The sequence below is a fragment of the Thermomonas sp. genome, assembly GCF_019104945.1.
Lineage (GTDB): Bacteria > Pseudomonadota > Gammaproteobacteria > Xanthomonadales > Xanthomonadaceae > Thermomonas.
Genome location: NZ_JAHRWW010000032.1, coordinates 1 through 9,432, shown reverse-complemented (window position 1 = coordinate 9,432; position 9,432 = coordinate 1). Strand labels below are relative to the sequence as shown.

The following is a 9,432-nucleotide window of genomic DNA, read 5'->3' as shown; positions in this document are numbered from 1 at the left end:
AGCATGGCGCTTCAACCGGCGGTTTGATCTGAAAGCACTTGTGCCGTGCTTGCTGCAAGCCGTTGTTCAAACTAAACCGTGCTCGGAGGCAGCTTTGCGTGATGCGCCAATATTCGTTGCTGAGGGTTCGTGCTAATCAGGTGCTGCGATATTCAACCCGCAATCCGCTGCCAGACCGTAATACCGTAGCTGGAATCCAAGTCAGGCAACTGCTCGCCAGCGGTGACGGTAAAGCGTCGATCTCGCGGATCAAGGGCGACGTAAGTGCCAGACTCGGGAACCGGTTCGCCGGCTTTGATGCATAAAGCATCTTTCGCAGCTAACGCTGCGGCTTCGGGCCCTAATATCTGCTCGCGCCAGTTGGTTGGCCAGTCGATGGGACCGGTGAGTTCGTCATCGAGGATGCTGTCATCATCACCCGTAAAACGACTGATCCATAAGTTGTCCACGGTTTGGCGAATATTTGTGCACATTTGCAACATTTTCAGCCACAGCGATTGCGTGGCCTCACGTTCTGCATCGGTCATCCACTCCCAGTAGTTCGGGTACATGAGCTGACCATAGTCGGCTATTCCGCGATAGGCCCCACCGATGCGATGCGCTTGATAAAACTCGGGCGTCCATTGGCCGGGTTTGGCTACGCGATCGAAATTCTTGAATGCCGTTTCCTGGAAATATTTGTAGAGATCAGGATAATCGCGCTTCACCTCCGGTCGAGCGAACGCCCGCTTGATCATGTCATACCACTGCTGATGCAGCGAAAGCAATTCTTCGTGATATTCATACGAGATGAATTTTTGCTTGAGCCATGCTTTTCGCAGCAGCTTGTCGTCGGGAGCCGCGCTCATTGTGTACCTCCAGTTTTTTGTGGCGGTGGTACCGCACGATCAAGCGGGATAACTTCAAAGGATGGGCCATCCTTTGGGACGATGTTGTTCACTTCTGGGTCGTAGTCTGGAAAGTTGGTGGCCTTGCGTTTCGAGATGAAGCCGTGTTTCTTCAACACCTGCAATTCCTCATAACCAAATTGCTGCTGGTCCTTGCCCCCAGCAAAGGCCCAATTATCTGCGCGGACATCGGGAGTACCGGCATCGACGTCATAGATCTTGGAAGAAGCGGAACCTTCCCAGAATTTCAGTTCCTCCAAATACGGCACTTCGGCTCCGGCCGGAGCGCTCTTCTGCTGGACTCGGTGAATCTCCCGCCATGCCGGGTGACCTATCGGAGGCACTGACAGTTCGATGTATTCGCCGTCGTTATTCCAGCCCTCCTTGACGGAAGAGCTGGCGCGCAGGTCTTCTCCGTCTATTGGCAATTCGCGATTGTAGTAAGTGCCGTTGTCCATCTCGGGCTTGCCTTTGCCGACCACGCGTTTGAAGGTGGTTTGGCTGCCTGCTGAAGCAGACCCAACGCGTATATCGCTGAAGTTGGCGTAGTCACCTCGGGGGCCAAGGTCGGGGTAGCCTTCTTTGATCTTTGGTGCGTGAAACTTCTTCCAGTCGCCGGCACCCACGGCGGGGTTATCCAGTGTGTCGCCCGCTTTATACGGCTTGGCGCCCACCGGGCGCCCGCTGGCATCGACGTATTTGTACTCCCGCTGGCCTGCAAGTGCAACCACGCGGCGTTCGGGCAGGCGGCGGGTGTTGCCCGGCTCCGGGGTGTCCGGGTTGCGCAATGTTGCAGGTGCATTTGCCTCTTGTGTGGCGTTTTGCAACTTCTTCACGGCCGGGGCGGTCTTCCCGGTGGTGATGGTGTGTCGGGTCTGGGTGGCCGCCTTGATGTTGCCGGACAGCAGTGCATTGAGGCGGGCGTCCATCTCCAGAACGGCCTTGGGGATCATGTTACTCGCAGCGCTGCGCAGTTCTTTGAGTTCCTGCAGAAACGTGTCGCAGTGGTCGATGGCATGCACCAGCTTATCACGCCCAGGCAGCCATTTTGGAAGGGACTCCGGCGACAGCTTCTTCAAGCGGGTTTGCACGCGGCGGACGAGTGTTTCCAGTTTGCTGATGTGTTCGCCAAGGCCTTTGATCAGCGCATCTTTGTACTTGGCAAACTTCACTTCACGCATGGCCTTGATCGCATCGCCGTAACCATGGGCCTGCATGAATTCGATGATGACGCGCAGCGCCACCCCGCCTTTCTTGACCACGAACAGGGCAATAGCACGCAAAAATCCGCCCAATTCCGCGCCCACCAGCGCGCCAACGCCGGCAGCCAGCGCGGTAATCGCAGTCAGGATCAGTGGCAGCAACATGGCGATCAAGAGCACCCATTCGTCCACGTCGTCGCGCTTTTCTGGGTGTTTGGCCAAGCGCACGATCACCGCGATCAGGTCGCGCACGGTGATCACAGTGCCAATCACCGGCACGAAGCCGGCCAAGGCGTCGGTGACGCATTGACTGAGGGAGCGGTTGTCTTCCCATTCACCGAGAATGACGCCGCGCAGCCATTCCCATGCATCGCCTGCGCCGTCCCAGACGCGTTCCAAAATCTCATCCATGCGTCTTATGCCTTTATCCAGAGGTCGAGATCGTCATCCGGCTTGACCGGCAACTTGAATTTTTCAAAAGGGCGCACGTCGTGGCCGACCGTCATTTCCACGCTGCCGGGTTTGATGCCATCGAATTTGACATAACCCTGTTCGTCCAGCCGGCCAGTGCGTGTGCTGCCGTCGGCAAACTGGGCGATGTACGTTGCGCCTTTAACTGGCTCACCATCGTGATGGGCGTAGCGGAACTCGGCGTCTGTCAGTGGCAACGCGGATGCGGAATTGAGTAAAGACGGCGCAGTGGCCCCGCCACCTGCGCCTGTCCCTTGCGCAGATTGTGCTGCAACGTCAGTGGAGCTGGAGGTGGCCGCTGCGCTGTTCGTCAAGCCGGTGGGTAAATGCGGGAAGGGCGTTGCATTACTTTCCCCAGCCAAGAACGGGTGCTGGGAAGCTTTAACCTTAAATTCCCCAAGGCAGATAAAGGTAATGTTGCCGCCTTCCAGGATGATGGCGCTGCGGCCTGCTTGCAGGGTGACTTTGGTTTTGGCAAGCACATCGATGCGGTCGTCGGTGGCGGTGATGGTGATGGCTTGGTCGGCCAGCAGTTCCAGTTCGCCGGTATGAGCCTGTAGGCTCACGGGGCCGTTGGCAGCGATCACGCGCAGCGGGTTGGCTTGGGTAAACAAGCTCACGTGCTGCCCGCTGACGCTTGCAAGGGTATGCGCGGCGCTAGCGTGGAGGTCGTTCTGAGTGGTGAGCTGCAGGTGTTTGCCTGCTTGAGCCACGGCGCTGGCGGGGGTAACCCAGAGCAGGTGCTCGGGGCTTTCTGCAAGCAGTAGTGGGCTGGCGAAGCGTTCTACGGGGGCGCTGCCGGGCGTGCGGCCATCGTCACCGGGTTTGTAGGCGCTTTGGCCGTTCACGCGACCGCTGTAGTGGCCCGCCGCGCGTTGATCGACTTGCTCGCGCAAGCGCTGCGTGCTCTCCCATGCAGCAAGCCCCGGCACTTGTTGTTGTTGCAAGGTGTCGTGCATGGCGTGTAGCGAGCGTTCCGCACCTTTGAGCTGGGCTACGGTTTCGTGGTTATCCAGTAGGGTAGAGCGCGCCTGCTCACGCGCGGTGGAAGACAGCAGCAGGCCGCGTCCGGCGTGCACATTGCCCCAACCTCGGCTGCCCAACTCGAAGCCTAAACCGCGCAGCGCACCACGGCTGGTTTGTTGATGAAAAATTAGGTGCCCCATCTCCAAGCGGCTGTCTGCCAGTGATGTGTGCAGACGCGTGCGTAGCTGGCTGGGCGTGTCGTCCAGCACCCATTGCTGGGCATGGCTAGCGTCGTGCGCGGTGGTGTGTAGGCCGCTGAGAACACCGGGTTGAATGGCGTCCACACCACCACCAAAGGGAGGCGATACTTCACCGTTATACAGCTGCCCCACGATGCGCGGTTGGTCGATGTCGCCGTGCAAGAATTCCACAAGCACTTCGCTGCCGATGCGTGGAAGGAAGGCGCTGCCCCAGTTGGGGCCTGCGACCCACTCGCTTACCGGCACCCAAGTGCCAGAGGTGTGGTCGCCGGGGGCGTGACCGGGTTGCTGGCTACCCGTATCGGCAAGCCCCCCAGCATTGGGACGCGGCCCGCGCTGCCAGCCAAACTGGATGCGCACTTGATGGTCGCGGTTGGGGCTAAGTGCACTTTCCGGTAGGCCCACAACTTGTGCTGTCTGTAGCCCTTGTGCCGTGGGACGGTCGGCCGGTAGGGCGCGCACGGGCACACCGGCCTGTGTGGCTAAAAACCGATTGCGATAGCTGCCTTGCTCTAACTCTGGCGCATGTAGTAGTTCGGCAATGCCACTGTCCAAATTATTCACCGCTACATGCTGCACACTGAGCAGTTGCAGCAAAGCACCATCCCACTGCGGGTGTTCGCGCAGAGTCAATCGTGACCCCGCCGCCAAGCTGCGTACACTACTCGTGCCGGTAAAGAGCGTGTGCGGAAGCTGTAGCGCATCCAATCGCGCCTGCGCCGACTGCTGGGCAAGGCTGAGCTGCGCAAACCGCCCCGTGCGCGGCTGCACATACACCTCCAGTACGGGAAGTGAGCCGACGGCTGCACTCACCTGCGCGGCATTGGCCTGCACTTGTTCGCTGTGCCAACTGCCTACGGTACTTGCGGTGGGCACCCACTGCAGGCGGTGCGAGAACGCGGTAATGCCGTCACTGTCTTCACTGGCGTGGGCGCGATGAAAGCGCACGTCGCCTAAATTTTCGAGCGTGGCAGAGGGATCAAACACCACCAGCGTGTGTTTGCCAGCGCCTTCTTGCGATTGCTCAATTCGCCACGCTAATCCGGCGTCGGCCAAGAGTCTTGTGACAAAGGCCCAATCGCTCTCGCGGTACTGTGTGGTAATGGCACGCACGGGTAGGGTTTCTTGTACATCAAACCGAAACTCTGCCTGCGGATAGTCGGCAAAGATCGTCTCGCAAATACTGCGTGCAGTTTGGTCTTGAAAGATCACCGCATTGCGCCGCTGCGTGAGCAGCTGTGTCCATGGCACCAGCACTAGTTGATAGCGCGCAAGGCCGCCATCGCTTCCCAGTAATGCAGCGGCGTCACATAGTCCGTGCCATTGGCGCAGGCGCCCATCGGCTAAATGCAGGCGTAGGGTGAGCGGTTGTTCTAGCCATGCGGAGGTGTCTAAATGTGCATCGGTGCACAGGCAATCAATCTGTAAACGCAGATTGCCGCAGACTTCTTCTTCCCCAGAAAAACGCTCCACCACCAGCCCTGCGTGCGGGGCCTCAAGTTGCAGCAGGCGGTGCGCATGAGATGGGGTGGCAAGAGAGGTGAGTAAGGATGGGATATCCATATCGCGCAGAGTCCAAGTGGGTTATGGCAGCGTGATCGTGACGTGGGCCACGCGCTGTGGCATTTGCACAACATTGTTGTAAGCCGCGAGCTGGCGTTCGGTCTCCTGCTGCATGTACCAGTGCAACCCAAAGAATGTGAGGGTGCCGGCAATGCCAACGATGACTGCCGGTGTCCAGAGCGGCACAACGCGACGCAGCGCGTGACGCACGTTATCGGGAGGAAGTGCATGCGGTGCAAACCCGTGGCGCTTGCCTTTGAAATAGACGATCTCATCGCCCAGGCGCGCAGTGAGGTAACCCAGTTTTTCGGTTCCTTCCAGACGGTATTTGCCTTCAAAGCCCATGAGTAGGCAGTAGTGATAAACCTCTAGTGACGGGAGCCGTGTAGCACCTTGCTGACGCAGTTCTTCCAGACGGTCGAAGAAGCGTTCACCCGCAAGATGTTCACCAAAGAGGCGTAGCTGTAAAGGTTGCAATTCCCAAGTGTCACGCAGTGATGAAGGCTGCATCAAAATGGCTTCGTCAACTGCTGCGCAGTAGGCATATTTCGCGGCGTAGATATCTTCTGACGCAATGCCCATGCGGATGGCTTGGCGTTCTGTGCTATCCAAAAACTGGCGCACTTCACTTACGAACGATTCAATGTTCGTAGGCAGTTGGCCGCGCTTAAGTAATAGCAGTAGATAGAAGCCATCGGCCATCAGATCCAATAGGCTCTGTGGCGTTTGGGTTGGCTGCGGCGCTGCCAGCATAGGCTGCGCCGTTAGTGATGGAATCGGGCCGGGAGGAGGCGGGAGTGGAGTGTTCATTAGGCGGCTACCGCAACAAGTTCCATAGTGAGATCACTGATGCCGGAGGGCACGTAGATCATGAGTGATTGCGACTTGAGCATGCGTTCGTAGAGCGCACCGCGCGGGTCTAGTGCGAAATAGTGGCTACCAGGGCGAACCGGAATGGCTGCAGGTACCTGCGCGGCATGCGTGAGCTTGACGCCTGGCAAGGCTGACAGAACGCATTTTTCAACGTCATCAGGCGCGCCAATTTTGAAGCGGATGGGGGTGCTTTGAATAAGCTCTTGTGCAGGCATGGAGGCGGAAATGGCAAGGTAGAACGCAACGTCACCGTCAATACGTTGCGAGTCCAAATGCCCAAGATGGAATGAGGGCTTCACTTCAGAGAGCGCGATCTTGAAATAGCGCGTCGAAATCACGGTATCTAGCAGGACGCGAATGATGTCAAAGAGTGCTTGGAAGGATGCTTCCGGTTGCTCGTGACGGTAGGCGGGAAGCTCGCTGAGTTGATAGCTATTCGAAAAAGTGAGGAGTGCACTGGCTAACCGGATTAGCTCTAGGTGTAGGCGCTCGGGGTGCAGTTTGGGATTGTGAGCGAAGTGCGCAAGTGCACCAAACGCGGTATTGATGGTGTGCAGTAGCCAGAACGAGGCGATATCGCCCGAACGAAACTCGATGATATTTTGCGAGGTCTGCCTATGCAGACCGTAAAGTGCATCCACCTTGGCTTGCAGTGCGTCAAGAATAGAACGAAGCTCGCGCTGCACCATGGGGGATGCATCAATGCTTGCGCAGGGTGGGATGAAGTTGGTGTCTAGTTCAAAGCTGCCACTCGACGTGCGCCGTATGCGTGCAATGGGAATGCTGATGTAAGCATCGCGAGGTTGGTCTTCAATCAGCAGCCTTGCCGATTTTGCGAGGAAGGAAAGATCGGCTTCTGCTGCACTGGTGAAGAGATCGTGGGTGGATGCATTGACCTGTTTGAACCGACAGGGGCTGGTGGTTTCCTGTTGGTTGTAGTTGCCACCCTCTTCGCGTAGCAAGGGAAGGGCAAGGTACACGGTCGTACTCGTGCTGCTTTCTTGAAGCTCTTGCAGGGATAAAGCTTCAGGAAGTAAGTCGTGATCCGGCGCGCTGTAGGTTTCGCCATCGGGAAATATCGCGGAAACCTCGATGGGACGGAGCACGCCACTGGCGAGTGCATGAGGATCAAACGTCACCCTTCGCACACCCCAGCCATAAGGGCTTTGCGTCTGTGTCAGGTCGTGCAGCCGCGCCTCGTGATAAGCGTCTTGACGCTGAAAGTGTTGAGGCCGCAAAAACAGCCCTTCGCCCCAAAGAATTTTTGACATTTTGCTGGTGTGTGACACGTCTTGAACCTGTCGGACAAACGATGGAAGAGGATTAACAGCGGATGGAGGCGAGACTGTTTGGCTCACCGGAATAGCGGCTTAGTAAGCCAATGTTTGCGGTTGTGAGCGCGCATGCGTGTAGGCCTACGGTGACGCCTTTGCGGAGTAACTCCGGGTTGCGCGCATCAAACGCAAGCCGCCATCGGTTGTCTGCGGGTGTGCGGAACAGCGCGACTATGCCAAGCGCTGCGGTGTCTTCAGTCAATTCTTCGCTCACGTCCTGCTGAATGTTGGGGCTAAGCACAACTTCGCGCACGGAAATAAGGTCAGTGCCGAGGGCGGATTTCTCGCTGCTTTCATTCAAGAACGCATTGAGGGGTGCTTGCTCAAACAGCTGCGTCCCATGCAGGCGGTAGATTTTGATGATGGTGGCGCTGGGCTTGCGGCTATTGCCCGCATTGAGATTGCTTCCCGCATGAAGCTGCACGGTGAGCGTGCTGGGCTTTTTACTCGCCGTGGTCTCTAGGCCAACGACTTGAAGCGCCTTGTCGAGCGTCTTGCTGAGCTTGCCTGAGCTAGTACAGCCACCAAGCACGGTGACTACTAGTGTCACTAGCGCGAGCATCCTGCCTAGCTTCGATAAAGCGAATGCTGCTCCCACGCGAAGTGCTCCTGGAGATTGGGTCAGAAAAAACTGACGCTCTACGTCAATTTTATTTTGCTATTATGTGACAAATATCGCGTTGATGCACTAGTGTTTACAGTGTTTTAGGGTGCTAGTAATTTTTTAATGATGAATATAGTATTAAAGTGACAATTTACGACAAGGTGGTGTTATGGGGTCTGTCATACGGGGGGTGTGGTTGGTTGTTGCAATGGGTGTGACGTTGGTTGTCACAGGTTGCGCATCGTCGCCACAGAAAGGCAAGGGGCTTTCGTTTGAGGATGCAATGAGCAATGCCGAGGCGAAGGTAGGGGCAGGAAATCAGGAGGCGGCGATCACGGCGTTTGAGGACGTGACCAAGCTTGCGCCAACGCGCAAGGAGCCGTGGGTGCGTATTGCCCAGCTCCAGTTCGATCGTGGCCAATACGCACGTGCCATCGTGGCTGCAGAAGAGGTGCTGCAGCGTGACCCAAGTGACTTGGTGGCTGATGGCGTGATCACCGTGGCGGGGCTGCGCGTGGCAAGTCAGTCGCTTAACAAGCTACAAGGGCGCGGCGTACTGGTGTCGGAGTCGGCGAAGCAGGAAGCCAAGACGTTAGAGAAGTCACTGAAGAGCATCGCCGATAAGGATGAGCTGGCGTCGAACGAGAAGGAAAAGCCGGTCAAGCGCGTGAAGCGTTCAACGGGGCGTAAAGCGGTCAGCGCTGACGTGGCTGAAGCACCGGCGAAGCCTGCAGCGCCACAACAAGGCAGCAAAGGCAAGGCCAACCCATTCCGCAACCTCGGTCTGTAAGGCCGTAGGTCGTGCCAAAAAATTTGGAGACAACATTCCATGGCAAAGAAAGATAGCGTTCAGAAGCGGCTGCAAAAGATTCGCCCGCCGCGTGTGCAGCTGACCTATGACGTCGAAAAAGGCGATGCGATCGAGCAGAAAGAGCTGCCTTTTGTGGTGGGTGTGCTAGGGGACTTCAGCGGGAAGACACCGCAGGCGCAGGCAAAGATCAAAGATCGCAAGTTCGTCAATATTGATATGGACAACTTCGACGAGGTCATGGAAGGCGTTAGCCCAAGTACCGCATACCGCGTACCTAATATGCTGAGTAACGACGGTAGTGAAATTGGCATTGAGCTTAGGTTCAAGTCGATGGATGATTTTACGCCCGACGCACTCGTGCAACAGGTGGAACCGCTGCGCCGCTTGCTTGAGGCACGTACTAAGCTGGCCGATCTGCGCAACAAGATTGCAGGGAACGAGAAGCTAGAAGACCTACTGAA

Annotated in this window: 8 protein-coding genes and 1 pseudogene; 3 read left to right on the top strand and 6 right to left on the bottom strand. The window is 57.1% G+C overall.

The features are described 5' to 3' along the window. Positions 1 to 136: pseudogene (locus KUL77_RS08100) on the top strand (IS1595 family transposase); the annotation flags it as partial. Between the two features lie 16 nt (positions 137 to 152). On the opposite strand, the gene KUL77_RS08095 reads toward KUL77_RS08100, so the two are convergent. The 6 genes from KUL77_RS08095 to tssJ are packed head-to-tail and all read right to left on the bottom strand — an operon-like array spanning position 153 to position 8,106. Beyond that, entirely contained in the window at positions 153 to 848 is a 696-nt protein-coding gene (locus KUL77_RS08095) for a hypothetical protein (RefSeq protein ID WP_297145532.1), read from the bottom strand. Continuing rightward, positions 845 to 2,500, bottom strand: coding sequence for a hypothetical protein (locus KUL77_RS08090; protein ID WP_297145529.1), 1,656 nt, complete (start codon positions 2,498 to 2,500; stop codon positions 845 to 847). Before KUL77_RS08090 ends, KUL77_RS08095 begins: the two co-directional genes overlap by 4 nt. Before the next feature lie 5 nt (positions 2,501 to 2,505). Then, on the bottom strand, positions 2,506 to 5,349 hold the full coding sequence (locus KUL77_RS08085) for a type VI secretion system Vgr family protein (protein WP_297145526.1): 2,844 nt from the start codon (positions 5,347 to 5,349) through the stop codon (positions 2,506 to 2,508). Positions 5,350 to 5,370: 21 nt separating this feature from the next. After that, entirely contained in the window at positions 5,371 to 6,159 is a 789-nt protein-coding gene (icmH, locus tag KUL77_RS08080; RefSeq protein WP_297145523.1) for a type IVB secretion system protein IcmH/DotU, read from the bottom strand. Then, complete coding sequence (gene tssK / locus KUL77_RS08075; protein WP_297145521.1) at positions 6,159 to 7,493, bottom strand: type VI secretion system baseplate subunit TssK; 1,335 nt, start codon at positions 7,491 to 7,493, stop codon at positions 6,159 to 6,161. The genes icmH and tssK overlap by 1 nt, the downstream gene beginning before the upstream one ends. A 52-nt stretch (positions 7,494 to 7,545) precedes the next feature. Further along, complete coding sequence (tssJ, locus tag KUL77_RS08070; RefSeq protein ID WP_297145517.1) at positions 7,546 to 8,106, bottom strand: type VI secretion system lipoprotein TssJ; 561 nt, start codon at positions 8,104 to 8,106, stop codon at positions 7,546 to 7,548. 337 nt (positions 8,107 to 8,443) lie between these two features. Between tssJ and KUL77_RS08065 the strand changes: the two genes are divergently transcribed. Together KUL77_RS08065 and tssB are read left to right on the top strand one after the other, a co-directional pair. Beyond that, a complete protein-coding gene (locus KUL77_RS08065) occupies positions 8,444 to 8,950 on the top strand; it encodes a hypothetical protein (protein WP_297145514.1) in 507 nt (168 codons plus the stop codon). 39 nt (positions 8,951 to 8,989) lie between these two features. After that, positions 8,990 to 9,432: type VI secretion system contractile sheath small subunit (tssB, locus tag KUL77_RS08060; RefSeq protein WP_297145511.1), on the top strand; the 443-nt coding region annotated here is incomplete at its 3' end.